Source organism: Rhizobium sp. P44RR-XXIV (assembly GCF_001999485.2).
Lineage (GTDB): Bacteria > Pseudomonadota > Alphaproteobacteria > Rhizobiales > Rhizobiaceae > Rhizobium.
On sequence record NZ_MPVZ02000029.1, the window covers coordinates 1,215,021 to 1,241,119 of the forward strand.

Genomic DNA, 26,099 nt, shown 5'->3' on the forward strand with positions numbered 1-26,099 from the left:
TAAAGCGTCCTGCTTGCCTTACTCGGCAGCGATCTTTGCGGCGGCGCGGCGGTCGGCGGCCTTTTCCGCGTGGGCGGTCAAACCGTCCCGGAACCATGCGCCATCGCTCCATGCCTTCTTGCGAGCATTGAGGCGTTCGGCGTTGCAAGGGCCGTTGCCGGCGATGACATTGAAGAACTCTTCCCAGTCCGGCTCGCCGAAATCGTAGCCGCCCTTCGCCTCGTTCCATTTGAGGTCAGGGTCGGGGACGGTCAGCCCGAGATATTTGGCCTGTGGTACGGTCTGGTCGACAAACTTCTGGCGCAGCTCATCGTTGGAATTCTGCTTGATTTTCCACGCCATCGATTGAGCCGAATGCACCGACGCATCGTCCGAGGGGCCAAACATCATCAGCGACGGCCACCACCAGCGATTCAGCGCATCCTGCACCATGGCTTTCTGTGCCGGAGTGCCCTTAGCCATCCGCATCAAGGCATCGAAGCCCTGGCGCTGATGGAAGCTTTCCTCCTTGCAGATGCGGATCATGGCCCGGGAATAGGGGCCGTACGAACAGCGCTGCAGCGGCACTTGGTTCATGATCGCCGCACCGTCGACCAGCCAGCCGATGGCGCCGATATCGGCCCAAGTCAGCGTCGGATAGTTGAAGATCGAGGAATATTTGGCCTTGCCGGAATGCAGTTGCTCATACATCTCATCGCGGCTGATGCCGAGTGTCTCGGCAGCACAATAGAGATAGAGACCATGGCCGGCTTCGTCCTGCACCTTGGCGAGCAGGATCGCCTTGCGCTCCAGTGTCGGCGCGCGTGTGATCCAGTTGCCTTCGGGTAACTGGCCGACGATTTCGGAATGGGCGTGCTGGCTGATCTGACGCACCAGCGTCTTGCGATAGCCTTCCGGCATCCATTCCTTCGGCTCGATCTTCTGGCCGGCATCGACGCGCTCCTGGAAGGCGCGCTCCTCGGGTTCCATCTCGTCGAGGGAGCGGATGCGGGCGCTGTCGGTTTTCACCATCTGTGCATACATGGTCATTCCTCCGTCTTCGCGCGTCCAACGCGCTCGAGAATGAGCAAGCCTTGCGGTCGTAATGAAACGCATCAGCGGAGCTGATCGTTCACCACATCCGGATTATAGGCCTGTTTCACGCTCTCCTCCACGAAACATCGATCCGACGGCAAACAAATTAACCGACCGAACGGTCACTGTATTAGCATGCCATATGTCACAGTTCAAATGAATTTTCCGTATTTTCTGTGACATTTGAAATCACATAGAGATGCCACAAGGCGAACGCTTCGCTATGTTCCTGAGAGGATTGATCTTTTAGCGCGACTTGAGGTGATCGAGCCGGCGTTGGCTTGCCGGGGTAGCCTCTTGGAGCTTGCCCGCCTCGTCGACAAAACGACGGCCGACGTAACCATCGGCCTTCTTCGACAGTTTCAAATAGAGATCGGCGAATAATCGCCGGGCATCTTCGCCGGGCCAATTGGCCGGCAAAGCGGATCTCGGAAGATGCGGTTCCCGCAGCATGATCAGGCGATATTGGTGGACCAGAAGCAGCCGCGCGATCAGGCAATCAAACGGCGAGAGGCTTGAGGCGCTTTCGATCCGCTGCGAGAAGGCGCCGAAGCGGCTGATGAATTCGTTGTAGGCCGCCGCGAAGCGCGGCAGATCCCAGGAACCCTCTGCAAACTCCTTGAACGCCGCATTCTCGGTCGCAAGTTGAGCGTCGAAAATGATAACCCGATCAGGCAGCGGCGGTGCGGGATGCGTTCCGACAGCCATGCGCGGACTCAGCCTGGCAAAGCCGTCCCGTTCGAGACCTTGCATGATCTCGTCCGGCGCGGGACCATTGATCAGCACGAACTGCCATTTGACTGTCGGCTCGGGCCCATAGAGCAAGGCGGCGGCCTTGGCGAACTCCGTCTGTGCAGCGTCGGCCAGCCGATAATAACTGCGGCGCCCCGCTCGCTCGCCGACCAGCCGTCCGGCATTGACCAGACGCGACACTGCAGTTCGCAGCAGTGTCTCGGTAATGCCTACGCTCCGGCACGTCTCGATGAGGTTTCCGATCCAGACAGTGCCGCCGCGCGGCTCGATGACATCGCCGTAGATGGTGACGATGAACCCGGCTGCCTTGATCGGCAGGTCAACCAGCAGCGCCGCGACCGCCTCGTTCAATTCATGCCCGGACTTAACGTTATCTGCCGACAATCCAACCATACTCCCGATCTGTGATCGTTGGGGTTTATTAGCGCGAGACGCTTGCAATGTTCAAGCTGATGCCCGGCCAAGGCGAATGAGGAGCACTAGCGCGTCGCGTTCGTCGGCAATGCCGTGGTGTATTTGACGCATTTGAGTGAGAAGTGCGACGACGAGCTCAACACAGCCTCATGGGTCAGGATGCCGCGCATCAAAAGCCCCTCATATTCCCTTACATCGGCGACGACAGCACGGATGAGGTAATCCCACTCCCCGGACATGGAATAGCATTCGAGGACTTCGCGATAGCTGGCGATGAACTGCTCGAAGTCGCGGCGCGTCGCGGGATCGTGGGTCTTCATCTTGACCTGGCAAAAGACATTCAAGCCCTTTCCGATCTTGTCGGGATCGACAAGCCGAACCGTCCTGCCCAGTACGCCTTCGCTCTCCAGCGCCTTTATCCGTCGCCAGCATGAGGCGGGCGATGCGCCGACCTTCTCTGCCAGCGCCGCCTGGCTGATATCGCCCTGCTCCTGCAGCACGCGAAGTATGGCTCTGTCGACGTGATCGAGGTCGAAATTTTCCATTCAAAAACCCGCAGATTGTGAACTGAACCTTTCAAATACTAGGCTACTAGCCATGAGATTGAAAGGAATAATGCGGCCATGCTGAATTAGAATCACGCAACCAGATGCAGGAGGAGCAAATGGACCAGCTGGCTGCAAGAAAGCATGAGCGCAACGCACCCGACGACCGTATCGACTGGCGCAAGGTAGCCCGTCTCATCCACCTCTCCAGAGCCCTCGATGAGCTGGAAGAGAAGCGCCTCGTTCCGGAAAAGAAGGTTCTCTACCAGTTTTCAGCGCGTGGCCACGACATGGCGCAAGTGCTTCTCGGCACGCAACTGACCGGCCGGCACGATGCCACCTGCGGCTACTATCGCTCGCGGCCGCTTCTCCTCTCTCTCGGTGTCGATCCGGTTGACGCCCTCGGCTCGGCCATGGGCCGCGCCGGCGGCTATTCCGACGGACGGGACATCGGCGTTGTCTTCAACTATCCCAACCTGTCAGGCGCTTCGGCCCTGCCCATGTGTGGCGGCGTTGGCGCGCAATACACGCCGACGGCTGGCTGGGCACAGGCGATGAAATATTATGCCGACACTCTTGGGCGAAAAGAATACGCAACGGATATCGGCGTCGTGCTCGGCGGTGACGGTTCGGTTGCATCTAATGGCTTTTGGGCAGCGCTGACTGCTGCGACCACGCAAGAGCTGCCGATGCTGTTCTATATCGAGGACAATGGCTTTGGCATTTCCGTCCCTTCGACGTTTCAAACGCCCGGAGGCAATATTGCCGCAAACCTCGCCAGCTGGAAGAATCTCGCAATATTCGATGGTGACGGCTGCGACCCCGCCGAAGCGGCGCATCTGGTACAGGACGCGGTCTCTTTCGTCCGCGAAGAGCGCAAGCCCGCGCTTCTGAGGCTGACGGTTCCACGCCTGCAAGGGCACAGCTTCCAGGATACCCAGACCTACAAGAGCGAGGAAACCGTCCGGCGCGAATGGGAGCGCGATCCGCTGCCGCGCCTGAAGGAATTTCTCGTTCCCGCCGTCATGACGGTCGAAGAATGGGAAGCCTCTGAGAATGCCGCGCGGGAAATGACGGAAAGCGCTCGGGAAGCCGCCGAGGCGAGGCCAGCTGCCGATCCCGCGTCCGTTACCCGGCATGTGTTCTTTGACGGTGAGATGCAGACGATGGGCGGCCAGCATCCCGGCGGTTATGTCTCTCCGGCAACATCACAGGAAACCGATACATCCGGCCCGCGCATCAACATGGTCACCGCTATCCGTCGCACGCTCGACCATGAGATGGCGATCAATGAGCGAGTTGTCATGTTTGGCGAGGACATCGGCCCCAAGGGCGGCGTTCATGCCGTGACCCTCGGACTGCAGGAAAAATTCGGCGTCGAGCGCGTCTTCGATACCTCCTTGTCCGAGGAAGGGATTATCGGCCGCGCGGTGGGCATGGCGCTGGCCGGGCTGGTTCCTGTTCCAGAAATCCAGTTCCGCAAATATGCAGAGCCGGCGACCGAACAGCTCAACGACTGCGGCACCATCCGCTGGCGGACCAACAACCGGTTTGCAGCTCCGGTCGTGGTGCGCATGCCCGGCGGTTTCTTCAAATGCGGCGATCCGTGGCATAGTCAGACCAATGAAGTTGCCTTCGTGCACCAGCCGGGCTGGAAGGTTGCGGTCCCTTCGAATGCGGAGGATGCCGTCGGCCTGTTGCGCACATCGATCCGCGGCAATGACCCGGTCATCTTCTTCGAACACAGGGCCATGCTCGATCATGCATGGGCGCGCCGCGCCTATCCCGGCGATAACTTCGCCTTGCCGTTCGGTGAGGCAAAGTTGACGCGTACCGGCACCGACATCACCATCGTCACCTGGGGCGCGATGGTTCAGCGCTGCGAAGAGGCGGCCGAGGGCATCTCCGCTGACGTCATCGACCTTCGCACGCTGATGCCGTGGGATCGGGAGGCCGTTCTCGCCTCAGTCGCCAAGACCCACCGCTGTCTCATCGTCCATGAAGATCTCGAGACCGGCGGTTTCGGCGCGGAAATTGCGGCCGTGGTCGCGGACAAGGCATTCATGGATCTCGACGCACCAGTCTCGCGCCTGACCATGCCGGATATTCCAAGCCCGCATAATCCCATCCTTCTCGATTGGGCCGTGCCGTCGACGGAACGGATCGCCAGGCGGATCACCGAACTGCTGGAGTTTTAAGCATGACGAGTATGGTTGAGATTACGGCACCTCTTGAACAGGAAGGCACGAAGGCGGTCGTCCGTAACTGGCTGAAGCAGATCGGCGATCGCGTTAGAGAAGGCGATGCGCTCGTCGAGCTGGAAACTGACAAGGTGACCCAGGAGATACCCGCGCCCTGCGACGGCATCCTGAGCGAAATTGCCATGTCGGATGGCGATGACGCCGCGCCCGGGGACATCCTCGGGCGAATGAGCGTGGAAGCGAAGGGCGTTGCACCCGATGCGCCGGCCGCTCCCTTACAGAAGCAATCGGCTTCGTCAGCCGCAGTTGCCACCCACTACTCACCAGCAGTTCGCCAGGCCGCTGTTGAATACGGGATCGATCCGGCCACGCTCAAAGGCAGCGGCAGGGATGGCCGGGTGACGCGCGCCGATATGGATCATGCGCTGGACGCCGGCAAGGCCCACTCATCCGCCCCCGCATCGCCGCCGGCGACGATGGGGCAGCCCGCCTCGTCCATCCAGGTTGATGGAAAATCCCGAACCGTTCCGCATTCGGCCATGCGGCTTGCGATCGCAAGGCATATGGCGCACTCGCTGGCATCAGCTCCTCAGGTCACGGCTGTCTTCGAGGCGGATTTCACGGCGATCATGCGTCATCGCGACAGCCATAAGGATCGAATGAAGGCTGAAGGCGTGAACCTGTCCTACACCGCCTATTTCGTGGCGGCGTCCGTGGCGGCGATGAAACTCGTGCCGGAGGTAAACAGCCAGTGGCACGATGACAGCCTCGAGATATTCGAGGACATTAATATCGGCGTCGGAATAGCCCTGGGTGACAAGGGTCTGCTTGTTCCGGTGATCCGGCAGGCGCAGGAGCTTTCACTTCAGGACATTGCCGCCCGGCTCCAGGACCTGACAAGCCGGGCACGATCCAACACCCTGAAGAACGACGAGTTGAAGGGCGGGACTTTCACGATTTCCAACCATGGGGTCTCCGGTTCATTGGTGGCGTCGCCCATCATTATCAACCAGCCGCAATCGGCAATTCTCGGCGTCGGCAAGCTGGAGAAGCGTGTTGTCGTGCGAGAGGTCGATGGTGTCGATACGATCCAGATCCGCCCGATGGCCTATGTGTCGCTGACGATCGACCATCGTTCCCTTGATGGGCATCAGACGAATGCGTGGCTGACCGAGTTCGTTCGGATTCTGGAGACCTGGCGATGACAGACGCAACCGCATTTCTCGACGGCCTTGCCGAGCAGAAGCCGGATCCTCTGCTCGAGCTGATCGCAAAATTCGCCGACGATCCGCGATCCGGAAAAGTCGATCTTGGCGTTGGCGTCTATCGCGATGAAACGGGCCGTACGCCTGTGATGAAAGCCGTCAAATTGGCGGAACATCACCTTTGGGAAACGCAGAATTCCAAATCCTATATCGGCCCCGAGGGTGATCCGGTCTTTCTGCAGGCATTAGCGATGGAAGTGTTTGGAGAGGGCCATGGCGGCAAGCAGGTGGCCGGCGTTCAGACACCGGGCGGCACCGGCGCTTTGCGGCTAGCTGCCGAATTGCTCGCGCAGCAGCGCAAAAGAAAGATCTGGATCGGCACGCCGACATGGGTCAACCATCACGCCATATTTTCCGCTGTTGGCCTTCAGATCGGAAACTATCGTTTTTTCGATATCGGCAAACAGGCAGTCCTGATCGATGAGATGCTGGGAACTTTGCAACAAGCCGCGCCGGGCGACGCTGTTCTCTTCCAGGCGAGCTGTCATAACCCAACCGGCGCCGCGCTCTCGCAACAGAACTGGCGAGATATCGCCGACATCGTTGCGAGGAATGGATTGCTGCCGCTGTTCGACAGCGCTTATCAAGGCCTCGGACGCGGCTTGCAACAGGACATGGCCGGGATGATGACAGTTCTCGAAGCCGCGGATGAGGCCATGGTCGCCGTCTCCTGCTCTAAATCGTTTTCGCTCTATAGAGAGCGCACTGGCGCGGCCTATCTCATTGGCGGATCGCGGACATCCTTGAACAAGGGTGTGGGCAATCTGGCAAGCTATGCGCGCACGAGTTATTCGATGCCGCCGGCGCATGGCGCGGCAATCGTGGCAACGATCCTGCAAAACCCGTCCTTGCGGAAAGCCTGGGCTGACGAGTTGGATGCCATGCGAATGCGCATGACGGAGATTCGTCAGGCTGTTGCCGCAGCATTTGGCAGGTTCCGGCCGGACCTTGCTCATATCCGCGATCAGGAAGGCATGTTCTCCCTCCTGCCGATTTCACCCGACAATGTCCGGCGGCTTCGCGCAGATCATGCGATCTACATGCCGGATTCCGGCAGAATCAATGTCGCCGGCCTTCGGATCGAAGACGTTGGAGCCGTTGTGGAGCGAATTGGCCCCTACGTGATTTGAGATTTCAGCGGGGCCGTTCTACGGCGATGGCCCGCCTTTGCCCAGCATCGAATGGCTCCAGTCGTCGATGAACCTCCGCCGTTGCGCCTCATCCTGCGCGGCAAGCAGCGCCGGCCCGATGCGGATCGGTTGGATGAAACTCAATTCGCCCAAATTCTCCGGACCGTCGACGCCCTCGGGAATAGCTCCCTTTTCCGCGAAGAAGAATGCCTGCCTTCGTGCCACTTCCTGCCCCCGCTCGGATAGCAGATAATCGAGGAAACGGCGGGCGAGATCCGGCCGCGGCGAGGTCTTCGGGATCAGCACCCCGCGGCTCAGGATCAAAGCATAATCGCGCGGGATGACGACTTTCAGATCCGGATTGGCCTTGGCCGCGGCATAAGCATAAGAGCCGATCATATTATAGGCGAGGTAGATCCGGCCGCTGGCGATCTCCTGCAGGATCGATCCGGTACAGCAACTGACCTTCACATCCGCCCGGCTCATGCTTTCGAGAACGCGGCCATAAGTGGCCGTCGCCTGACGCGCGTCGCTGAAGGCCAGCAGATATCCAACGCCTGATGTCCTGATGTCGAAGGTACCGACATGCCCGTCATAATAATCGAGCCGTCGCCTCAAAAGGTCGGCCAGCTCGGCGCGCGTGCGCGGCACATCGTCCGGTGTTACATAGCGCGCATTGTAGACGAAGACCGCCGGCTCGAAGGTAAAGCCGAAGACCTCGTCCCGCCAATTGGCCCATTTAGGCACCCGAGCCGTTTGCGGAGAATTGTACGCCGATGCGCAACCATTATTCACGAGGCTGACGAGCTGGTCGAGCGACGAAGACAACAGCAGGTCGCCGAGCGGCGCGTTTTCAGCGCAAGCATCGCTCGCCTTTTGGTGCAGCTCGTTCGTTACATAATCAGCATACTCGACGGCAATGTCCGGCGCGGTTTTCTGAAAATCGCGGATCAGCGGCTCCATGGCATGAAGATCGGCTGCGCCATGGATTGAGAGACGTGCTGCCTCTGCATTTTCCGCTGGGAAAAACTGCGTGCTTCCTTCCAGGGCAGGAGCTGGCGAGAATGAAAGTACTGAGACCACGAGAGCCGGCACCAATGTGCGGATCAGCCAAGACATCATTTGCCCTCCATGTGGATGCGCGGGAGAGCCAGAATGACCGTGAAGCCGCGAGTATCCTCCCCCTTCTCGCGAAACTGCAGTGCTCCATCATGTGCGGCGGCGACTTCGGAGGCGATGGCAAACCCGAGCCCCGCACTGCCCTCGCCGGCCTTCGAAGTCTGGAAGCGTTGGGTGACGCGCGGCCACTCGCTGGCGGGGATGCCGGGGCCGTCATCCTCGACCTCGACAAGCGCAAACGAGCCAGCCGCACGCGTACGAACCTCAAGCCGGGATAGCGTCCCGTGCCGAAGCGCGTTGTCGATCACATTGACAATTGCCTCGCGCAGGCTGACCGGATCGCCAAGCACGATGAGCCTAGCATCAGCCTCCTCGAAGGACACCACGATGTCGGGATCGATGGTGATCGGCACCGCCACGCGAAACGCTCGCCTGGCGATTTCAGTGAGATCGACAGGCTCAAGCTGCACGGATTCGGCCCGGTGGATCACCATGGCATGGCTCAACAGCTGGTTGGTCAGCCGCGCCAGCTCGTCGGCGCGCTGTTGCACGCGCTGGAGATGCTGCCTGCCCGCCTCATCCAGCTTGTCGCTGCCGAGCAGATCGAGCTGGGCGGTCAACGCCGTCAGCGGTGTGCGGATCTGGTGCGCCGCGTCGGCGATGAAGCGCTGGAGCAAGACTACGCGCTCGTTGAGGCGGCTCATGAAATGATTGATCGAGCCGACGAACGGCCGAAGCTCGCGCGGGACGGATACGGAAACGGGCGTGAGATCCTGCGGATCGCGGCGGCGAAGGGCGCTTCCCAACTGGTTGACCGGACGCAATGCCTGCCGAATGGAGAGGATCATCACTACCAGCGCCAGAAGGCACATGATGACGATCGTGATCGCGGCGCCGAGGGTCAGCTCATGCGTCAATCCACGGCGCGCCTCGACGGTTTGGGCGAGGATCACATGGGCCCAGCCGGACGCGGCCGGATCCGAGAGCGCACGCCCGACGACCGCGATGCGCACCGCCTCGCTCTTATAAACGCCGGAGCTCAGGACCGGCTCCCGGCGAACCGCCGGGACGTCTATGGCCGTCTCCAGATCGCGATGGCCGGTCAGCGTCTTTCCCGTGGGATCGACGATGCGGTAGAAGATGCGATCGCGATCGGCGAGGCCCAGCATTTCGAAGGCGGACGCCCGGAGATCGACGATGAGAGCCCCTTCCTGAACGGCAAGGCCATCGGCGATCTGCAAGGCGGCACCGACCAGCAGACGATCATAGGCATCATCGGCCGCGGTACGCGCCGAGTACCAGCTTGCGGTGACGAGGATTGCCGCTCCTGCCGTCAACAGGACCGATATGACCATAGCCAGGCGCGCAAAGAGCGAATATTCACGCGTCATCGGAGACCAACTGATAGCCAATGCCGTGAAGCGTCACGATGCGCGCCTTTGCTCCTTCCAGCTTCTTGCGCAACCGCCCGACATAAAGCTCGATCGCGTTGGCGCTGACAGCCTCGTCGAAACCATAGAGCTGGTCGAGAAGTTCGTGCTTGCTGAAGACCCGTCCCGGTCGCGACGCGAAGATTTCGAGCAGCGTCATCTCCCGGCGCTTCAGCTGCACCTCGCGTTTGCCGACCTTCACCGAGCGGCTGGCGCGGTCGAGGACGATATCGCCACAGGTGACGAAGTTGGTCGCATCGCCGCTGCGTCTGCGCACCAATACCCGCGCCCGCGCCTCCAGCTCGCGAAAGTCGAAGGGCTTGACGAGATAATCGTCGGCGCCGAGATCGAGGGCGCCGACGCGGTCATCGACTTCGGAGCGGGCCGTCAACATAATGACGGGCGTGCTCACGCGGGCACGTCTTAGTCCTTTCAGGATTTCGAAGCCGTCAAGTCCGGGAAGCATGACATCGAGGATGACGAGATCATAGTCGGTGAAGGCCAGGATCTCGGCTGCGGCACGACCGTCCGTCTGCCAATCGACCACATGGCCGATAGCCTGAAAGCGCCGACATATGGCTTCGCCAACGTCTTGCGTATCTTCAACGAGCAGAATGCGCATATCAGCCTTAATGCCTAGCCGTCATGACCTCCGGACGCAACGGTTCACCGTGCTTAGGCCGCTTCCGGATAGAGCCACACGCTTTCGCGCGGAATCTCGGCCCAGACCGTGCCGGCAGCTACGAACCGCGGGCCGAATGCCTTGGCCTTGAACTCGCCATAGGACAGACGGTACTCCCAGCGGTCACCGAGGAAGAGACAAGCCTCAAGCTGCATTTCGATCCGGCCGGATGCCGGCTGATCATGAACGATGATCTGCTCGACACGGATAACGGCCTTGCCGTCGCTCTGCGCTCCCTCGCCCATCATCACCCCATCGAGCTGCCAGTTGGAGCCGCGAATGCTGGCTACGGCTCCATCCCGCGTGATGCGTCCCGAGGCGACATTGTTTGCACCTAGGAAGTCGGCGACATAGAAGCTTGTCGGCTTCGAATAGATATCCTGCGGAGGGCCCTCCTGCTCGACCTTTCCGTTGCGCAGAAGGAGGATATTGTCGGAGGCCGCGAGCGCTTCGGCCTGATCATGCGTGACGAGAACGCCGCAGATGCCGAGATCGAGGACGAGTTTGCGGATCCAGTAGCGCGCCTCCTCACGAAGTTTCGCATCCAGATTGGACAGCGGCTCGTCCATGAGCAGGATCTTCGGCTCATAGACGAGAGCGCGGCAGATGGCGACGCGCTGTTGCTGGCCGCCCGAGAGCTGATCGGGATAGCGCTCTGCGAGGTGGCCGAGGCCGATCTTGCCGAGCGTCTCCAAAACGCGCTTTTCAGCGTCAGCCTTGTTCACTCCCCGCAGTTTCAGGCCATAAGCCACATTCTCTGCCACGGTGCGGTGCGGCCACAATGCGTAGGACTGGAACACCAGTCCGATATTGCGGTTTTCGGGCGCGACGGTGACGCGCTTCTCGCCATCGAAGACGACTGCGCCGGCGATCTTGACTTGCCCGATCTCGGGCTGCTCAAGCCCGGCGATGCAGCGCAGCAGCGTCGTCTTGCCGCTACCGGAAGCACCGAGCAGCGAGACGATGGAGCCGCGATTGGCGGTGAAGGAGGCGCCCTGGAGGATGTGCAGGCCGCCCAGATATTTATGCACGTTTTGAACGATGAGATCAGTCATGGATCTTGGCTCCCAGACGAAGGGCGAGGGCAAGGCCGCCGCCGGTAAGAAGGATGCTGACAAAGGCGAGTGCTGCGATGGTGTCCATCGCTCCGGACTGGAGTTGCGCCATCATCAGTGATCCGATGACCTCCGCGCCGGCACTCATGAGATAGATGCCCGTTGCGTAATCGCGCAGGAACACGATCATGATCAGCGCCCAGGCTCCCACCAGGCCTGGCCTGATGATGGGGATGACAATATCGCGCCAGCTTCGGCCGATGGTGGCGCCCGTCGTGCGCGCGGCTTCCTCGAGCTCGGGGCTCACCTGGATCAGCGTGCCCTGTAGCAGGCGCAGGCCATAGGAAAGCCCGACGATGACATAGGCTGCAAACAAGCTGATCAGCGTCGTCCTGAGCGGAATGAGGAACGGGATGAACAGGAACAGCCAGAAGAAGGCAAGGCCGATGATGAGGCTCGGCATGGCGCGCGGCAGGAGTACCATATAGTCGAGCACGGTGTTGGACAGGCCCTTGTGGCGATGTCCAGCAAGCCCGATCACGAGATAGATAGCAACCGCGGCCGCTCCACCGACGACGGCAAGGATGACCGTGTTGACGATACCGCGAAACAGGCTTGGCACTTCAACAAGCGTGGCAAAATGCGCGACGGTCAGATGCGCGAGCGGATTGACCCCCTGCCCCCAGGCATCGACGAAGGCGCGCAGCACGATGCCGCCGATCGGCAACAGCACCGATACGAAAAGCCAGAAGCCGATGAAGGAAAGCGCAATGATCTGGCCGGTGGCTCCAAGCCGCATCACCGTCGTGCGCGCGCCTTTGCCGCCAAGTGCCGCATAGCGACGGCTATGGCGCAACAGGCGGCGCTGATACCAGACGAGCGGCAGCGTCAGAAGCACGAGCAGCACGACGACGACAGCCATCAACTGGTAGGTCGGCACGCCAAACAACGTGGTGAGCTTGTAGACATAGGTGGTGAGCACGACGATGCCGCTCGGATCGCCCAGCACATAGGGAACACCGAACATCTCGAAGCCGATCAGGAGGTTCAGCGCGGTGGCAAAGACGAGCGCCGGCAAGACCATGGGAAGCGTCACGTCCAGGCAGACACGCCAGATCGGCGAACCCATCGACCTTGCGGCCTCCTCCAGATCGGACGGCAGGTTGCGCATGGCAGCAGCGACATAGAGATAGACATGCGGCACATGCGCAAGCCCCGTCACGATGACGATGCCGGTCAATGAATAAAGATTCCAGGGCGCGGCACCGAAGATGTCGCGGGACAGCATGGTGAGGAACCCGGAAGGGCCGACGGCTACGGTGTAGCCGAAGGCAAGCACGATGGCCGAGATGAACATCGGCACGAGGACGACGACTTCGAGCGCCTTGCGGAACTTGACGTCAGTCCTTGTCAGAAGGAAGGAGAGCGCGGCGCCGAGCGGCACCGCGATCGCCACCATGCCCACCGCCATGATGACCGTGTTCCAGAGCGCATCGTAGAACATTTCGTCGGTCAGGATATAGCGATAGGCCTCGATCGAGAGCTTGCTGCTGCGCGCAAAGAACGGTCCATCGAGCAGGCTCTGGTAGATGATCAGTGCGATCGGAGCGAGAACGATGACGGCGAGCAGGCCGATGACGATACGCCGGAAGCCCAGGGCGTTGCCAGGCTGCGGGATTGGCGCAAAATTCTGGCTCGCATGGGCGGCAGGCCGTCCGGCGTGAGACAGAGTTGATACTGGCGTCGACGGTGCCGACATCGGCTCGCCTCCTTATCGATGGTTGTGGTTCTTGGCTGGCTTGGGCGCGTGTCAGCTCTTGACCGAGCCGCGCCACTTCTTGAGGAATTCGAGCCGCTTCATCGGATCCATGAACTCCAGACGCGAGTCATCGAGCGCGATGGGCTTCAGGTTGCCGCCGACCAGTTCATTGATGGTGTTGAGGTTGTATCCCTGGTCGACATCGGTGCGCAGCGACGGCATGCCCTTCGAGGCGATGGCGTTCTGGCCTTCCTGCGACAACATGAAATCCAAAAACAGCTGGGCCGAGTTAGGATGCGGGGCGTTCTTCATGATGGCGGCGACGCGCGAAAAGGCCGGCGTGTAGTCCTGACCGAAGGCGACGCCGAGGTTGGAGGCGCTCTTGACCCAATCGAGCGCGTAGGAACCGATCAGGTTGAAGGCGATGACGTTCTCACCGGAGACCACGGTTTCGCGCATTGAGCCGGTCGAGGAATAGGTCTTGCCCTTCGCGGTGCCGAATGCTCCGACCAGATCCCAATAGTCGCTGCGCTGCTTGGAATCATTGGTCTGGATCATGAAGCCGACGCCGGATTTTTCCGGATCGAAAGTTGCGACTTTACCCGCGACATCCTTCTTGCCGAGATACTCGATCAGGGCTGCGCGCGTACGCGGCACTTCGGCCTCCGGCAGAGCGAGCTTGTTATAGATCATGCCGATCGGCTCGAGCGTGGTGGCATAGACGGTCTTGTCATAGACGGCCCAGCTTGGAAGTGCGCCGATTTCGGACGAGGAATAGGAGACGAGATAGCCGTCGACGGCGAGCTTGACGGTCTGGTCCATCGCCGACGTCCAGACGAGGTCGCCGCCGACCTGGCCGGCCGCGGCTTCGGAGATCACGCGATTATAGACGCCGTTGGTGCCGATATCGTTGTAATCAACCCGAATACCCGGATATTTTTTGGTGAAAGCATCGAGTAGGGCTTGTGCCTGTGTCAGGTCGGTTGCGGCGTAGATCGAGATCACGCCTTCCTTCTTGGCAGCGGCGATCAGATCGTCGCTGGCGGCAAGCGCTGCACCGTTGATGCCGACCGTTATGGCGGCCGCGAGACTGAGTTTTCTGAAAAGCAGTGACATCTAATATCCTCCCAATTGACTGCTGGATGTGATTTGTTGCCATCGCAAACCGCTATCGCTTCCGCCCACGCCATCCTGAAGACGAGCGGGATGGACAGGCCTTCAACAGAAGGCCGCCAGCGGCTGAGTGATTTGGCGGATGGCCGTAAGGCGACGAACGATTGCCGCTAGACGCGGCCGAGCATGATGTTCATGGATTCCCTCCCAATGGCCGATCGGTTTGGAACCGATCGTCTCTGTCCTCTACAGATCGGGACAAGCTGGCATCGATTCCTGTCAGAGAACTGTCACGACGGAAGAAGTTTTAAATTGCAAGGGAGAGACCTTTATCGGATAGGTCCTGCGTCTAAACTGCGGCGAGATGTTCGATCGCCCCACTGGTCAGTTCGAGCGCGGTAGCTTCGACGATTGCATCTATCGCCACGCGCAGGCGCGGCAACATAATGGGTGCGGCCGGCCAGACGGCGTGAACAGGTAGATGACCAGAAATGCGATCTTCAAAAACAGAGATCAACTGACCGCCGGAAATCTCGTCTCGCACCAGCCATTGAGGCACCAGACCAAGCCCTTGCCCCGATCTGATCGCCGAGAGCGTGAGAAGGCTGCCCTCCAGCAGCAGTCGCGTCCTCGGATGCCATATCGATAGCTCGCCGCTCGGTAACCGGAACTGCCACGGTGCCGGACGACCGTTCCTTGGGGCGCCGATCAGATCGTGATCGGCGAGATCCTCGATCGTCTCCGGCCGCCTGCGGTTGTCGAAATAACCTCGGGAGCCGCAGAGAACGAGGCGCTGCACACCTAACCGCCGGGCGATCAGCCCGCCAGTGTCTGGCAGTTCACCGATGCGAACGGCCAGATCGATGCCACTGTCGGCTAGATTGATATGCTCGATTGAGGTGCTGATATCGAGACTGAGCCGGGGCCATTTACGCGAAAGGGCGTAAAGCGCCGGCGCGACGATTTGCGAGCCGAAAAGCGGCGGCAGGCTGACATTGAGAGTGCCCGCGGGCTCGTCGGAAAGGCCGGAGATTATCGTCTCGACCCGATGAATATCCCGCCAGGCGGTCTCGCAGACATCGCGGTAGGCGATGCCTTCCACCGTCAACGATAGGCTGCGGGTCGTGCGCTTGAACAGCCTGATGTTCAGGCGCTTCTCGATGCGCCCGATCGCCTTGGCAACCGCCGAGGCGGAAAGCCGTAGCCGGGTCGATGCCGCAACGAAACTTCCCGCTTCGCAGACCGCCAGAAACACTCCGATATCGTCGCCCGGCTGATGCTGCATGGGGCCACCATTCAAGAATTTAATTCGGTAATATAACGATTATTTGTCGCTTTAACAGCGTTTCAGGCGCGGATAACTTCAATTCATGACCAATATTCGCACCTACGCCATCATCGGAGGCACGTCAGGCATCGGTCTGGCGCTTGCTCAGACACTTGCAAAACGGGGAGACCGGCTGCTGATCGGCGGCCGGTCTCCGGACAATCTCGCCAAAGCTCTGGCCGCGCTCGGCCCTGCGGCATCCGGCCGAACCGTGGAGATAACGGACCGCACCTCGCTCGATCGCTTCTTTGCCGAGACGCCGATGCTATCGGGCCTTTTCACACCCGCCGCCTCCTATCAGACCGGCACCTTCCGCGACGGCGGCATCGAGACCAGCGAAGCCCTATTCGAAGCCAAGTTCTGGGGACAATATCGCGCCGTCCATGCCGCGCTGCCGCATCTTCGTGCCGATTCATCTGTCGTGTTGATGTCCGGTGCCGCCTCGGCCCGGCCAGTCGGCGCCCCGGCCTATGCCGCCTGCAATGCTGCACTTGAGGGGTTGGCGCGCGGCCTTGCACTGGAACTCAATCCGATCCGGGTGAATTGCCTCTCGCCCGGCACGACGGATAGCGAATTGTGGCGCAACCGACCGGACCATGTGCGGGAGCCGGCCTACGAGTACTGGCGCAAGATCTGCCTCGTCCAAAGGCCGGCCACAGTCGAAGAGCAAGCCCACGCTGCCCTCTTCCTGCTCGACAACACCAACATGACCGGCAGCACGCTCTTCTGCGACGGCGGCTACACCATGCGCTGATCCGAAAGGTGACGGCGCCCAGGCCTGTCGCGTGACGTCCTGCTCCAAAGATCTACGTTAACCATCTATTAAGATTTGCGGCCGCTCGGCGATGACCCAAATTGACTTCGCGGGCCGCAAAACTTAACAATTCGTTAACACTGTTCCTTTGGGCAAAGGCGTTTGTATGTTTTGCGTCGTCCGGCCAGCCAGCCTGTTCTCTGCTGGCAAAACTATTGTCTCTGCCTTCACTTTTGCGGTCGCACTGCTTGCCTGCAATACAGGTGCCTCGGCAGCGTCGGACCCGATCATGCCCACAGGCTCGATAACATCGCAGCCGATCGGGCATTACGAATTCTGCCAGCGACGCCCTGAAGAATGCTCGATCCATCCGACTGACTTGCGTCCCCTCCAGATCACGCAAAAGGTCTGGGACGAGATTGTCGAGGTCAATACCTCGGTGAACACATGGGTCAAGCCGATCAGCGATCTCGATCACTACGGCGTCGTGCAATACTGGAACTATCCTGACGACGGCATGGGCAATTGCGAGCATTATGCCCTGGAGAAGCGCCGCGAACTGATGAAGAAAGGCATTTCGCTTGCCGATCTGCTGATCACGGTCGTGCGTCTTCCGGATGGAGAAGGTCACGCCGTCGTCACCGTGCGCACCGACCGCGGCGATTTCATTCTCGACAATCTGACCGATCAGGTCAAAGACTGGACGCACACGCCCTATCACTATCTGAAGCGGCAGGCGATCAACGACACCGGGCGCTGGGTTGATATCATCCAGAAGCCGACCGTCGTCGCGAGTGTGATGAACTAAGCCATTCCCCAAAGGCAGGCTTGAAGCGTCGTGCCCTCTATTTTTCCAGCATGCGTGCCAGCATGTGCCTGATATGATCCTGGCCGCCGAAGAAGATCGCAACGACGGTAATCATCAGCCGTTCTTCGTCCGATCGAAACCAGACAACGGCCTTGTCGCGCCGCAGAAAGCGAATACCCGGATGAATATCCGGCCGCAACGTTCCGATGTAAGGCGTCTCCACCAAACGATCGATATCCGTGCGAAGCTGGCGAATCCGGTCGGCCGCACGCGCCCAGGCTTCGTCGGAAGTGTCTCCCAGATCACCGTAGGCCTCGGACAGATGATCGAAGATCAGCTCGAAATCGAGGACAGCATCCCGCGAATATTCAAGATTCCACACTGAGCGCTCGCCGCTTGCGCTCGATCATATCCTCGATGCGATCTCCCATATCGGTGGCCGAGATCTTCGAGCCTTCCAGCCGCCGCTGGATCACGGTGCGCAGTGCTTCCGTCTCGGCGGCGTCAGCCTCCGTCTTTTGACGAAGAAGCTCCAAGCCCTGCTGCAAGACCGAGCTCAAACTTGAATAGCGCCCAGCGTCAACAAGCGAACGCGCGAATGCGTCCTGCTGATCCGTAAGGGAGATCGATGATTTGATGCTCATTGGTTGGGCTCCTTTTCACGTAAAGTGCTACTCAGTCGCATATATGTCAAGACATCCGTCTTTCGGGTGATCGAGCGCTAAACCAGCCTTGACTTCAAATAGTAAATAATAAATTCTCTATTCGTTTTTAGGAGTTGCAATCGTGAACGACACTGCTGCCATCACGCCGGGCCAAGTATCGGATGAATTTGCCATGTTGGATGCGACTGCCCAAGCCGATCTTGTTCGGCGCGGAGAGGTCACGCCGCTCGAACTTGTCGACGCGGCCATCGCCCGAATAGAGCGCATCAACCCCGACATCAACGCGTTGGCTTCGGTGGATTTCGATCTCGCCCGCAAGCGCGCCGCAGAGATAGAGACGAACGGTCCCTTCGCCGGCGTGCCGACGCTGATCAAGGACCTCATGCCCTATCCCGGTCACGCAGCGGCATTCGGAACACGCCTGTTTGCCGGCCAGAAGACTCCTGCGGGCTCCCCCTATACCGACGCCCTGGATGCCGCCGGGCTGATCACTCTCGGCAAAAGCGCAACTTCCGAATTCGGGCTGCTCGGCACGACTGAAACACTCAGCAATGGCGCAACGCGCAATCCCTGGGGTGTCTCCCGATCGCCCGGTGGTTCATCGGGCGGCGCGGTCGCCGCGGTTGCCTCTGGCATGGTGCCGATGGCCCATGCGTCTGACGGCGGCGGCTCAATTCGCGGGCCATCTTCATTCACAGGCCTCTTCGGCTTCAAGCCCAGCCGGGGGCGCACCGTGTCCAATGGCATGCCAGCCGAAATGCCGACGGCGCGGCTGATCGCAGACCATTGCGTCAGCCGGTCGGTCCGCGACAGCTACCATTGGCTATCCGTCACCGAGCGAGCGGACCGGGTGACCATGCTTCCGTCACTCGAGGCTTTGAGGAAATCGCCGCGACAGCGATTGCGCATCGGCGCCTATCGCCTGGATTGCTTTGGCTCGCAGCCATCTTCGGAAGCGCAAACCGCGCTCGAAACGGGTATTCGGCTCTGCCGTCTCCTGGGCCATGACGTCATCGACGTTCAAGGCCCAACGATCGATACTCGCGCCACAAGTGAGGCATTCCTCACGCTGACGGGTTACAGTATCGGTCAGTTGCTGAATCAGGTGCGGCAGATGCTGGGAAGCAGTTTCAATCCAGATCTGTTCGAGCCATATACGCTTGATCTCGCCCGCAGGGCAGAGGGCACGCCGCCCGAAACCCTGGCAAGGCTGGTGGCAGCGCTCCATCTCGCAGAACGGGATGCCGATACGTCGCTCGCGGACATAGACATTCTCCTTTCGCCCACTGTCCCGATGCCAGCCTTTCCGCTCGGCACGCATGGACCAGAGCAGGCGCCTGCCGAAGCGGATGCATTCATAGCGAGACTTGCGGGATATACGGTCGTCGCATCGCTTGCCGGCTGGCCGGCAATGTCGGTTCCCCTTCATCGTACCGCGAACGGCCTGCCGATCGGCTGCCATTTCGCTGCCGCCAGAGAGCGGGATGACCTCTTGTTCTCACTGGCACTCCAGCTCGAGGAAGCCGCGCCATGGATGAGCGATCTGGCCACTTTGCCCGAGGTGACCGCATGCCGCAAAAGCTGAAGGATGAGGTGCGTGATCGCATCGTCGAGGCGGCAGGCACAGTGTTTGCCGAACAGGGCTTTACGGCAGCCAGGCTTGCCGATGTTGCAGAGCGGGCCGGTATCAGTACCGGCAACATCTACAAATATTTCGAAGACAAGGAGGCGCTGTTCAATGCCATTGTCACCGCGCCCATTGCGGCGCGACTGCTACGGCTTTTGCGCGCTCGCCTGAGAGAATTCGAAAGGCTGGATCGTTGGGAAGGCGCCACCGCAAGCGGCTCGGAGGCTGCGCGCGCACTTCTGTCGTTCTGGATCGACCATCGTCTTGCCGTACTCATCCTCCTGCGCGGCGGCCGCGGCACGCGCTTTGAACGGGTGAGGACTATGATGATCAACGAAATGGAGCGCCTCGCCTCTGCATACGCGGAGAAAAGAGAAGGCGGCGATGCGCTGTCGCCGCCTGCAAGATTCGTATTGCACAAGGTCTTTGCCCGCACGGTCGACATGATCGCAGACATTCTCGAAGCGCACCAAGATCCGCAGGCCATCCAACAGGCAGTCGCCGTCTTCTGGCGCTATCAGCTTGCCGGATTGCAGGCTTTGTTAAACCCTGGCCCGCGCTGAAAAATGGAGCCATCACGGTCATCAACCTGACGATGCCATTATCCCGCCCATGCGGCGACCGACCAGTTCAATTGAAAATTGACTGCCTCGGTTGGCCCATGCTAGGCCTCGAACATGCCCAGACCGACCAGAGCCGAAATTGACGCTGAGATCCTCGATCACGCCGCAGGATTGTTCGCGAAGCACGGTTTCGCCAACACCTCGCTCCAACAGATCGCGGATGCCGTCAACTATTCGAAAGCCGGGTTGCTGCACCACTATCCCAGCAAGCAGGCGCTCTACGATGCGGCGATGGAAACGAGCCGCGATCACATGGAGACATTGCGCGCCAGTGTGGAAACTCTTGCTCCGGGCATCGAGCGCGATCGAGCCGTCGTGGAAGCTTCCGTCACCTTCGCATATGATTGGCCGGGAATTTCAGCATTTCAATACCGTTTGGCGGAGAATGGGCAGAATGCCGATCCCGAGATGATAGAGCTCGGGATGATCATGTATGCGGCACTTGGCATTGATATGCAGTCCGTCGAGCAGGAACGGATCGTCCGCGTCACGAGCGCATTCACCGGTCTCGGGATCACGGCATCGGTTGCCGTGCGCGCGGATCTCAAGCGGGAGTGGCGCGGCTTTATCGTGGCGGCTGCGATGGACGCACTCGGTCATGCTGGCAGCAGCTCAAGGAAGGCGAGCTGATTGCTGGATAGTTTCCAGCAGGGCCTCTATCCCAGCCGACTGATCAGCAATCTTCGTCTTGCTCCCATGCTTAATCCCGTCACGGAATCGGCTGCAGAAACATGCGCTCATAGCTAAAGAACGGCGGCTGCTTTCCAAACCGTGCGTTGGCTTCGATACCGTCAGGATCGTTGGCGACCTTTTCGCGGTAGGTGAGATACGCCTCATCATCTGGAAAGGTGAACAGGGCTATGGCAATATCGTCAGCCCCATCCTCTCCCACGCCGGGAAAGCTTATGCCAATGCCGGCTGGTCTCTCACGGGGAAGGAAGTAGCCATGATGCGTTCCACCGTGGCGCTCGATAAGTTTGATCCATATTTTCGCATAGGCTTTGAAGTCCTCGATCCTGTCCGGATCGAGGCGATAGCGAACCTCGCATGTTACTGGCGCATTCGACATCGAGCATTGCCTCACTCACAAAACACTACTGCTGGCATGGCTGCAAAGCTGAGTCCATGGAGAACAATGGAGAGGGTTGCGGCAGAGCTGCTCGCTCGACATCAGATGAACTTCACGCTGCCGCTCGCAGGAAGAAGCGGCAGCGGTCAATCATGTTTTCTCCCGTGCGGAGTTGTCTTTGGATAGCATGAAGAGAAAATCGACATCATCACCGATGATGGCGTCGATCAGCCCATCGGCAATGCACTGCCGGATCATCGGAAGATAATCCCGCCCGCTCTGCCAGAACAGAGCCAGCTTTTCAGGCAATGGCAGGCTGAGACGTACGGCAATGCCCGCCTCCCGGAGCGATTCGGCGTCGGCTCGATGAAAGCGGTTCAGTTCCAGAGAGACACCGTCGATCCCGCCTGCGCGCATCGAGGCCACGATATCGACCGGGCGGTGATGCAGGATGGCTTCCGTCTGCAGGCGGGGCTCTATTTCCTTCACGCGCCGAAGATCGATGTGGTCGAAAGAGGATATGGCGACATGCTGGAAGGCATCGAGATCCCGCAACGTGCCGACCATGATGTCGATCAGGCGGTCGCCACGTTCGGGCTCCTTCATCTCGATTGCCAGGCGCGTATCACTCTGCTTGGCCCAAAGGACGACATCGGCGAGCGTCGGCACAGGCGTACCGGCAAAGCGCCCGTCGAATTTCGCGCCGGCATCGAGCGTCAGAATATGCTCGAGATCATGATCGGCGACAAAGCCGAAGCCATTGGTGGTCCGCTCCAGCGTACGGTCATGGATGACGACGATCTGGTCGTCGCGTGTCAGCATCAGATCGATCTCGCTTTCGTTCGCACCGGCCGCGACGCCCTGCTCGAATGCGAGGATTGTGTTTTCCGGAAAGCGGCGGCTGAAACCACGATGGGCGGCGATGCGCAGCAGGCCATGACGAGCCGCGTTGAGAGGCAAAGGCACTGGAATTCTCCTTGAGGGTCGAAACGATATTTGGGGCTAGTGAAGCGTTGGATCGAAGGCGTCGCGCAGGTAGTCACCGATGAGGCTGATCGACAGTGACAGCAGAAAGATTACGATCCCGGGCAGCATCGAGATCCACCATTCGGTCATGATGTAATCGCGCCCCGCGCCCACCATGCTGCCGAGGCTGACCAATGGCGGCTGGATACCAAGCCCGAGGAAGCTCAGCGCCGATTCCTGCAGCAGGATCTCCGGCAGGATCACGGTGAGATTGACGAGAACGACCGAGAGGATATTCGGCAGGACATGCAGAAAGGCGATGCGCGGCATGCCGGCGCCATTGCGCTTCAAGGCCGCGACGTAGCCGCGCTCCAGCTCTAGGCCGGCCATGGTGCGCACCAGCCGGGCATAGCGCTCCCAGCCGTAGAGGCCGAGCAGCCCCATGAAGAGCCAGAGATTGTCGCCGAAGAAGGCGAGCACGGCGAGCGCGATGATCAGGAATGGCATCGAGGCCTGGAAATCTACCGCCACCCGGATCAGCATGTCGGCAAAGCCGCGGCGAAATGCGGCAAGCAGCCCGAGCGTCGTGCCGAGCGCCAGGCTGATCGCCGAAGCGCCGAGCGCGATGAGCAGGCTGGTGCGCAACCCGTAGAAGATGCGGCTCAGAATATCACGGCCGAGTTCATCGGTACCCAGCATGTGCTTGAATGTGCCGCCAAACAGGATCGGCGGAACCTTGCGAGCGTGAAGATCGATCTGCGCAAAGCGGTAGGGTGCAAAAACATTGGCAAAGATCGCCACAAGAACGAAGCTGACAAGCACGATCGCGCAGAGCGCCGTCGTGACATCGAGACGCAGACGGCGCGGGGTTTTCCCAGGCTTGATCTTCGAGAGCACGTCGGCGTCGGTCGCTGTGTTCGTCATGGCTATAATCTTTCCATTGGCCGATCAGGCCGAAGCTCGATGCCGCAGGCGCGGATCGGCGAGAATGTAGAGGCAATCGATGAGAAGGTTGGCGCTGACCATCGTTGCGGTGATCAGCAGCACGATCGTCTGCACAATATTGAGGTCGCGCTGCGCTACCGATGACACGAGGAAGCGGCCGACGCCCGGCCAGGCGTAGACGGTCTCGACCACGGCCGCGCCGCCGATCATGCCGCCGACGAGGAAGCCAAGCATGGTCAGAAGCGGCAATGCCGCATTCGGCATGACATGCTGCCATAGAACGGCGCGTTCGCCGATCCGCTTGGCACGGGCGGCAAGGATATAGCGCTGCCCCAGCACCTCAAGCACGCTCGAACGGACGAAACGAGCAATGATGCCGGCATTGTAAAGACCGATCACCAGAACCGGCATGACCAGATGCGCCACCGTCGACCCGCCACCGCTCGGCAGCAGCCGCAACGACACGGCAAACAGCTGGATAAGCAGAATAGCGATGAGAAAATTCGGGAGCGAATGCATCAGCACCGCCAGCATCATCACGAAACGGTCGATCAGACCGCCCCGGTTGCGTGCGGCCAGAATGCCGAGAGGCACACCGGCGCCGAAAGCCAGAACAAGAGCTGCACCCATCAATTCCAGCGTCGCCGGCACCTTGGATAGTACCAGCGTCAGGGCGTCCTGTCCGTTCAGCAGCGAGGTACCGAAATCGCCACGCAACAGATGGCCGAGATAGGAAAAATACTGGATGTAGAGCGGCTGATCGAGGCCCCATTGCTGCCGCATCAGCGCCACCACTTCCGGCGGCGTCTCGACGGGCAGCAGCGAATGGAGGGGATCGCCGCTGACACGCAGAATGATGAAGGTGAAGGTGATCGCCAGGAAGAGCGTGACGAGAGCCCTGAGCAGCGCGCGCGCGATAGACTGAAGCATGGCCTGTTCCTTCAGAGCGTTTCGAGAACGGCTGTTGCCTGCCGCATCTTGTGGCGCCGTCCGCGTGGCACGGCGGAGAGAAGCTTTGCAGTGTAGGGATGCGCTGGATTTGCAAAGACGTCTTCGGTCTGGCCGGTTTCGACGATCTGTCCCGCCTCCATGATTGCGACGCGATGCGAGACGTGGCGGACGACGCGCACGTCGTGGCTGATGAAGAGCAGCGACAGGCCGCGGGCACGCTGAAGATCTAGCAGGAGGTTGAGAACCTGCGCCTGTACCGAGACATCGAGAGCCGAGACCGGCTCATCGCAGAGTAGGATCTTCGGCTCGACGACCAAAGCACGGGCGATGGCGACGCGCTGCCGCTGCCCACCGGAAAGCTGATGCGGGAATTTCTCCAGCGCGGAGACCGGCAGGCTAACGGCCTTGAAGGTCTCGGCGGCGCGGTCAAGCCGGCTCGACGGGTGACCGATACCGTGGATCGCCAGTGTCTCCAGCATCTGGTGGCCGACGCTGCGGCGCGGATCAAGCGCGCCCAGCGCATCCTGCGAGATCACCTGCAAATGCTTCGCCAGCCCACGCCGGTTGGGTTTCATCAGGCTCTTGAAAGACGTGCCAAATAGCGCGATCTCGCCTGAGGTCGGCTCACGATCGCCGCATAGGAGCGAGGCAAGCGTGGACTTGCCGCAACCGGATTCCCCAACCAGACCAAGCGTTTCACCGGGTTTCAATTCCAGGCTTATATCCTTGATCGCGTGAAATCCCTGAACTCGTCCGGGCCATAGGGAGAAGCCCGGCGAATAGGAAAAGTGCAGATTGCGGGCGACGAGCGCGATCTCTGCCCCTTCCCCACGCGATGGCGTCGTCTTTTCAAGCATCGTGGGAACTCCAGGGATTGAAACAGGCAAGCGAAGCCCTGCCGGCAATCAGCGGCGGCACCGTCGTCGCACAATTGGTCTCGACCCGCGGGCAGCGCGGTGCGAAGGCGCAGGCCTGCGGCACTGTGCCGTGCAGCTTCAGTTCGCCGGGAATATCGGCGAGCTTTTCAAGCGGCCTGCCGCGCCCGGGCATCGCCTCCAGCAGCAGCCGTGTATAGGGATGGCGCGGATTGTCGTAGAGATCATCCGTCCGGTTGATCTCGACCAGCGAGCCCGCATACATCACGGCGATGCGGTCGCAAACCTCGGAGACCAGATCGAGATCGTGGCTGATGAAGATCATCGGGATGCCGCGCTCGCGTACTGCCTTGACTAGCAGCGCCACGACCTGCGCCTGAACGGTGACGTCGAGCGCAGTGGTCGGCTCATCGGCAATGATCAGCCGAGGCTGCATGGCAAGCGCCATGGCGATCATCACACGCTGGCACATGCCGCCGGAAAATTGCGCGGGATAGGCATTGTAACGCGTTTCCGGCTGTGGAATGGCCACCTCGGCGAGCAGCCGCAGCGCCTCGGCCTTGGCTTCGCTCGGCATCATGCCGGCACTCACGGCCGCCTCGGAAATCTGAGAGCCGATGGTCCGCACCGGATTGAGACAGGAGACCGGCTCCTGAAAGATCAGGCCGATGGGCGGCAACTTTGCACGCGCCATCGAGCCAAGCTCGCCCGCGTCGTACATGGAGTCCTGAAAGGAGATATATCCCGTCGCCCGAGCCGTCGGACCAAGCAAGCCGGCAAGGGCAAGAGAGGTGACGCTCTTGCCCGATCCGCTCTCCCCGACGATGCCGAGGATTTCGCCTGCGGCAAGGTCGAAGGAGACATTGTTGACCGGATGGAATCGACCCGACTTCGTTTGAAACGTGACACTCAAATCGTCAACGGAAAGGACGGGAGGAAGCATCTCAGG

The 26,099-nt window shown here is 60.3% G+C and carries 26 protein-coding genes; 8 read left to right on the plus strand and 18 right to left on the minus strand.

Annotated features, from left to right (window positions below):
• Positions 1-18: 18 nt before the first annotated feature.
• The 3 genes from paaA to BSK43_RS31650 form a co-directional block, all read right to left on the minus strand.
• Entirely contained in the window at positions 19-1,023 is a 1,005-nt protein-coding gene (gene paaA, locus BSK43_RS31640) for a 1,2-phenylacetyl-CoA epoxidase subunit PaaA (RefSeq protein WP_077467447.1), read from the minus strand.
• A gap of 297 nt (positions 1,024-1,320) precedes the next feature.
• Positions 1,321-2,211, minus strand: coding sequence for a PaaX family transcriptional regulator C-terminal domain-containing protein (locus BSK43_RS31645; protein WP_136687395.1), 891 nt, complete (start codon positions 2,209-2,211; stop codon positions 1,321-1,323).
• 95 nt (positions 2,212-2,306) lie between these two features.
• The gene (locus tag BSK43_RS31650; protein ID WP_034482790.1) at positions 2,307-2,786 is read right to left on the minus strand and encodes an Lrp/AsnC family transcriptional regulator; all 480 of its coding nucleotides are present in this window, start codon (positions 2,784-2,786) and stop codon (positions 2,307-2,309) included.
• A 119-nt stretch (positions 2,787-2,905) separates the two neighbouring features.
• Between BSK43_RS31650 and BSK43_RS31655 the strand changes: the two genes are divergently transcribed.
• The 3 genes from BSK43_RS31655 to BSK43_RS31665 are packed head-to-tail and all read left to right on the plus strand — an operon-like array spanning position 2,906 to position 7,382.
• Positions 2,906-4,984, plus strand: coding sequence for a transketolase C-terminal domain-containing protein (locus BSK43_RS31655; protein ID WP_077467448.1), 2,079 nt, complete (start codon positions 2,906-2,908; stop codon positions 4,982-4,984).
• 2 nt (positions 4,985-4,986) lie between these two features.
• The gene (locus tag BSK43_RS31660) at positions 4,987-6,192 is read left to right on the plus strand and encodes a 2-oxo acid dehydrogenase subunit E2 (RefSeq protein ID WP_077467449.1); all 1,206 of its coding nucleotides are present in this window, start codon (positions 4,987-4,989) and stop codon (positions 6,190-6,192) included.
• Positions 6,189-7,382, plus strand: coding sequence for an aromatic amino acid transaminase (locus BSK43_RS31665; RefSeq protein ID WP_077467450.1), 1,194 nt, complete (start codon positions 6,189-6,191; stop codon positions 7,380-7,382). Before BSK43_RS31660 ends, BSK43_RS31665 begins: the two co-directional genes overlap by 4 nt.
• Before the next feature lie 18 nt (positions 7,383-7,400).
• Here the strand turns inward: BSK43_RS31665 and BSK43_RS31670 are convergent, their stop codons facing one another.
• The 7 genes from BSK43_RS31670 to BSK43_RS31700 all read right to left on the minus strand — a co-directional run bounded on the left by BSK43_RS31670 (position 7,401) and on the right by BSK43_RS31700 (position 15,825).
• Positions 7,401-8,504 (minus strand): ABC transporter substrate-binding protein, encoded by a 1,104-nt coding sequence (locus BSK43_RS31670; RefSeq protein WP_246662744.1) that lies wholly within the window; start codon positions 8,502-8,504, stop codon positions 7,401-7,403.
• The gene (locus BSK43_RS31675) at positions 8,501-9,892 is read right to left on the minus strand and encodes a sensor histidine kinase (RefSeq protein WP_077467451.1); all 1,392 of its coding nucleotides are present in this window, start codon (positions 9,890-9,892) and stop codon (positions 8,501-8,503) included. Before BSK43_RS31675 ends, BSK43_RS31670 begins: the two co-directional genes overlap by 4 nt.
• A complete protein-coding gene (locus BSK43_RS31680) occupies positions 9,882-10,553 on the minus strand; it encodes a response regulator transcription factor (protein WP_077467452.1) in 672 nt (223 codons plus the stop codon). Before BSK43_RS31680 ends, BSK43_RS31675 begins: the two co-directional genes overlap by 11 nt.
• 53 nt (positions 10,554-10,606) lie before the next feature.
• Positions 10,607-11,668, minus strand: coding sequence for an ABC transporter ATP-binding protein (locus BSK43_RS31685; RefSeq protein ID WP_077467453.1), 1,062 nt, complete (start codon positions 11,666-11,668; stop codon positions 10,607-10,609).
• Positions 11,661-13,427 (minus strand): iron ABC transporter permease, encoded by a 1,767-nt coding sequence (locus tag BSK43_RS31690; RefSeq protein ID WP_077467454.1) that lies wholly within the window; start codon positions 13,425-13,427, stop codon positions 11,661-11,663. The genes BSK43_RS31685 and BSK43_RS31690 overlap by 8 nt, the downstream gene beginning before the upstream one ends.
• 51 nt (positions 13,428-13,478) lie before the next feature.
• The gene (locus BSK43_RS31695) at positions 13,479-14,543 is read right to left on the minus strand and encodes an ABC transporter substrate-binding protein (protein ID WP_077467455.1); all 1,065 of its coding nucleotides are present in this window, start codon (positions 14,541-14,543) and stop codon (positions 13,479-13,481) included.
• A 346-nt stretch (positions 14,544-14,889) separates the two neighbouring features.
• Entirely contained in the window at positions 14,890-15,825 is a 936-nt protein-coding gene (locus BSK43_RS31700) for a LysR substrate-binding domain-containing protein (protein WP_077467456.1), read from the minus strand.
• Positions 15,826-15,910: 85 nt separating this feature from the next.
• Here BSK43_RS31700 and BSK43_RS31705 point away from each other — a divergent pair, with 85 nt between their 5' ends.
• Positions 15,911-16,621 (plus strand): SDR family oxidoreductase, encoded by a 711-nt coding sequence (locus tag BSK43_RS31705; RefSeq protein ID WP_077467457.1) that lies wholly within the window; start codon positions 15,911-15,913, stop codon positions 16,619-16,621.
• Positions 16,622-16,787: 166 nt separating this feature from the next.
• Positions 16,788-17,429: a transglutaminase-like cysteine peptidase gene (locus BSK43_RS31710; protein ID WP_077467458.1), complete on the plus strand. Its 642-nt coding sequence runs from the start codon at positions 16,788-16,790 to the stop codon at positions 17,427-17,429.
• A gap of 37 nt (positions 17,430-17,466) precedes the next feature.
• Here BSK43_RS31710 and BSK43_RS31715 read toward each other — a convergent pair whose 3' ends face one another.
• Together BSK43_RS31715 and BSK43_RS31720 are read right to left on the minus strand one after the other, a co-directional pair.
• Complete coding sequence (locus tag BSK43_RS31715; protein ID WP_077467459.1) at positions 17,467-17,811, minus strand: type II toxin-antitoxin system RelE/ParE family toxin; 345 nt, start codon at positions 17,809-17,811, stop codon at positions 17,467-17,469.
• On the minus strand, positions 17,798-18,073 hold the full coding sequence (locus BSK43_RS31720; RefSeq protein WP_077467460.1) for a type II toxin-antitoxin system ParD family antitoxin: 276 nt from the start codon (positions 18,071-18,073) through the stop codon (positions 17,798-17,800). Before BSK43_RS31720 ends, BSK43_RS31715 begins: the two co-directional genes overlap by 14 nt.
• Positions 18,074-18,215: 142 nt before the next feature.
• Between BSK43_RS31720 and BSK43_RS31725 the strand changes: the two genes are divergently transcribed.
• From BSK43_RS31725 to BSK43_RS31735, 3 genes are all read left to right on the plus strand, one after another.
• On the plus strand, positions 18,216-19,679 hold the full coding sequence (locus tag BSK43_RS31725) for an amidase family protein (RefSeq protein ID WP_246662745.1): 1,464 nt from the start codon (positions 18,216-18,218) through the stop codon (positions 19,677-19,679).
• Positions 19,625-20,284 (plus strand): TetR/AcrR family transcriptional regulator, encoded by a 660-nt coding sequence (locus BSK43_RS31730; RefSeq protein WP_246662746.1) that lies wholly within the window; start codon positions 19,625-19,627, stop codon positions 20,282-20,284. The genes BSK43_RS31725 and BSK43_RS31730 overlap by 55 nt, the downstream gene beginning before the upstream one ends.
• Positions 20,285-20,398: 114 nt before the next feature.
• On the plus strand, positions 20,399-20,974 hold the full coding sequence (locus BSK43_RS31735) for a TetR/AcrR family transcriptional regulator (protein ID WP_077467462.1): 576 nt from the start codon (positions 20,399-20,401) through the stop codon (positions 20,972-20,974).
• A gap of 79 nt (positions 20,975-21,053) precedes the next feature.
• Here BSK43_RS31735 and BSK43_RS31740 read toward each other — a convergent pair whose 3' ends face one another.
• The 6 genes from BSK43_RS31740 to BSK43_RS31765 form a co-directional block, all read right to left on the minus strand.
• Complete coding sequence (locus BSK43_RS31740) at positions 21,054-21,413, minus strand: NIPSNAP family protein (protein WP_077467463.1); 360 nt, start codon at positions 21,411-21,413, stop codon at positions 21,054-21,056.
• A 150-nt stretch (positions 21,414-21,563) separates the two neighbouring features.
• The gene (locus BSK43_RS31745; protein WP_077467464.1) at positions 21,564-22,379 is read right to left on the minus strand and encodes a glycerophosphodiester phosphodiesterase family protein; all 816 of its coding nucleotides are present in this window, start codon (positions 22,377-22,379) and stop codon (positions 21,564-21,566) included.
• 36 nt (positions 22,380-22,415) lie between these two features.
• Positions 22,416-23,303 (minus strand): ABC transporter permease, encoded by an 888-nt coding sequence (locus tag BSK43_RS31750; protein WP_077467465.1) that lies wholly within the window; start codon positions 23,301-23,303, stop codon positions 22,416-22,418.
• A 24-nt stretch (positions 23,304-23,327) separates the two neighbouring features.
• Complete coding sequence (locus tag BSK43_RS31755; RefSeq protein ID WP_077467466.1) at positions 23,328-24,254, minus strand: ABC transporter permease; 927 nt, start codon at positions 24,252-24,254, stop codon at positions 23,328-23,330.
• 11 nt (positions 24,255-24,265) lie between these two features.
• Positions 24,266-25,132, minus strand: coding sequence for an ATP-binding cassette domain-containing protein (locus BSK43_RS31760; protein WP_077467467.1), 867 nt, complete (start codon positions 25,130-25,132; stop codon positions 24,266-24,268).
• Entirely contained in the window at positions 25,125-26,093 is a 969-nt protein-coding gene (locus BSK43_RS31765; protein WP_077467468.1) for an ABC transporter ATP-binding protein, read from the minus strand. Before BSK43_RS31765 ends, BSK43_RS31760 begins: the two co-directional genes overlap by 8 nt.
• Between the last annotated feature and the right edge of the window lie 6 nt (positions 26,094-26,099).

What these genes read in the sequence shown, in the direction of transcription:
- BSK43_RS31665 (WP_077467450.1), top strand. Translation starts at nt 6,189, where the DNA reads ATGACAGACGCAACCGCATTTCTCGACGGCCTTGCCGAGCAGAAGCCG.
- BSK43_RS31690 (WP_077467454.1), bottom strand. Translation starts at nt 13,427, where the DNA reads ATGTCGGCACCGTCGACGCCAGTATCAACTCTGTCTCACGCCGGACGG.
- BSK43_RS31765 (WP_077467468.1), bottom strand. Translation starts at nt 26,093, where the DNA reads ATGCTTCCTCCCGTCCTTTCCGTTGACGATTTGAGTGTCACGTTTCAA.
- BSK43_RS31680 (WP_077467452.1), bottom strand. Translation starts at nt 10,553, where the DNA reads ATGCGCATTCTGCTCGTTGAAGATACGCAAGACGTTGGCGAAGCCATA.
- BSK43_RS31755 (WP_077467466.1), bottom strand. Translation starts at nt 24,254, where the DNA reads ATGCTTCAGTCTATCGCGCGCGCGCTGCTCAGGGCTCTCGTCACGCTC.
- BSK43_RS31700 (WP_077467456.1), bottom strand. Translation starts at nt 15,825, where the DNA reads ATGCAGCATCAGCCGGGCGACGATATCGGAGTGTTTCTGGCGGTCTGC.
- BSK43_RS31655 (WP_077467448.1), top strand. Translation starts at nt 2,906, where the DNA reads ATGGACCAGCTGGCTGCAAGAAAGCATGAGCGCAACGCACCCGACGAC.
- BSK43_RS31670 (WP_246662744.1), bottom strand. Translation starts at nt 8,504, where the DNA reads ATGATGTCTTGGCTGATCCGCACATTGGTGCCGGCTCTCGTGGTCTCA.
- BSK43_RS31735 (WP_077467462.1), top strand. Translation starts at nt 20,399, where the DNA reads ATGCCCAGACCGACCAGAGCCGAAATTGACGCTGAGATCCTCGATCAC.
- BSK43_RS31760 (WP_077467467.1), bottom strand. Translation starts at nt 25,132, where the DNA reads ATGCTTGAAAAGACGACGCCATCGCGTGGGGAAGGGGCAGAGATCGCG.
- BSK43_RS31685 (WP_077467453.1), bottom strand. Translation starts at nt 11,668, where the DNA reads ATGACTGATCTCATCGTTCAAAACGTGCATAAATATCTGGGCGGCCTG.
- BSK43_RS31750 (WP_077467465.1), bottom strand. Translation starts at nt 23,303, where the DNA reads ATGACGAACACAGCGACCGACGCCGACGTGCTCTCGAAGATCAAGCCT.
- BSK43_RS31740 (WP_077467463.1), bottom strand. Translation starts at nt 21,413, where the DNA reads ATGTCGAATGCGCCAGTAACATGCGAGGTTCGCTATCGCCTCGATCCG.
- BSK43_RS31730 (WP_246662746.1), top strand. Translation starts at nt 19,625, where the DNA reads ATGGATGAGCGATCTGGCCACTTTGCCCGAGGTGACCGCATGCCGCAA.
- BSK43_RS31650 (WP_034482790.1), bottom strand. Translation starts at nt 2,786, where the DNA reads ATGGAAAATTTCGACCTCGATCACGTCGACAGAGCCATACTTCGCGTG.
- BSK43_RS31720 (WP_077467460.1), bottom strand. Translation starts at nt 18,073, where the DNA reads ATGAGCATCAAATCATCGATCTCCCTTACGGATCAGCAGGACGCATTC.
- paaA (WP_077467447.1), bottom strand. Translation starts at nt 1,023, where the DNA reads ATGTATGCACAGATGGTGAAAACCGACAGCGCCCGCATCCGCTCCCTC.
- BSK43_RS31705 (WP_077467457.1), top strand. Translation starts at nt 15,911, where the DNA reads ATGACCAATATTCGCACCTACGCCATCATCGGAGGCACGTCAGGCATC.
- BSK43_RS31660 (WP_077467449.1), top strand. Translation starts at nt 4,987, where the DNA reads ATGACGAGTATGGTTGAGATTACGGCACCTCTTGAACAGGAAGGCACG.
- BSK43_RS31695 (WP_077467455.1), bottom strand. Translation starts at nt 14,543, where the DNA reads ATGTCACTGCTTTTCAGAAAACTCAGTCTCGCGGCCGCCATAACGGTC.
- BSK43_RS31710 (WP_077467458.1), top strand. Translation starts at nt 16,788, where the DNA reads ATGTTTTGCGTCGTCCGGCCAGCCAGCCTGTTCTCTGCTGGCAAAACT.
- BSK43_RS31675 (WP_077467451.1), bottom strand. Translation starts at nt 9,892, where the DNA reads ATGACGCGTGAATATTCGCTCTTTGCGCGCCTGGCTATGGTCATATCG.